1 protein-coding gene is annotated in these 896 nt (G+C 46.8%); it reads left to right on the forward strand.

Annotation, left to right across the window (positions count from 1 at the left end; all coding sequences use genetic code 11):
* Positions 1 to 165 precede the first annotated feature (165 nt).
* A partial coding sequence (locus A3762_RS20115) for an anhydro-N-acetylmuramic acid kinase (protein ID WP_197469436.1) occupies positions 166 to 896 on the forward strand: 731 nt, incomplete at its 3' end.

Below are 896 nucleotides of genomic sequence, written 5' to 3' on the forward strand. Positions count from 1 at the left end.
TTCACTATGAGTTTCGCGTGAATGGCGTACACAAGAACCCTGTTCGAGTGAAGCTACCACACGCAAAACCAGTACCTAACAGTGAAGTTGAGCTCTTCTCGCTTCAAACAAAGCCTCTCTTAGCGCAACTAGACACCCTGCGTGAAAACTTTCAGCTAGCGCTGAATGATCAGTAGCCTTGTGACCACCAGCCAACAACTCTATATAGGCTGCATTTCAGGCACTAGCATAGACGGCCTTGATATTGCCCTCGTTAAATTCGAGGGCAATAAGATCCATACAGTTCAAACTGATTGCATAAAACTTCCGGAGCAATTGGGACACGCCTTATCCCAACTCTGTGATTCAAACTCTGATGAAGAGCTAGAGCGTTTTGGTCGAGTAGATCACGAACTGGGGAAGTTCATTGGTAAAAGCACGAACGACTTCCTAACTCGCCTAAACATCAATCCGCAAAGCGTTACGGCTATAGGAAGCCACGGACAAACCATCCGCCATCGCCCAGAAGGTCCAACGCCCTTCTCCATCCAAATTGGTAATGGACATGCCATCGCGGAACACTCAGGCATTATGACGATCAATGACTTCAGAATGGCAGACATGGTTTGCGGCGGCCAAGGCGCACCGCTGGTCCCCGCATTTCATGAGGCTATATTTTCAAGCGAAGACGCACACCATTTCATTATCAACCTAGGCGGAATTAGCAACATTAGCGTGATCCCACAGGGGCACATTCATAACAGCTATGGATACGATATAGGGCCCGCAAACACTTTGCTTGATCGCTGGATAGAATTTCACAAAGACAAAAATTATGATGAGAACGGCACATGGGCTAGCTCTGGAGAAGTGATTACAAGCTTATTAAAGCGCTTATATAACGATCCATTTTTCTC

The organism is Oleiphilus sp. HI0125 (assembly GCF_001635355.1).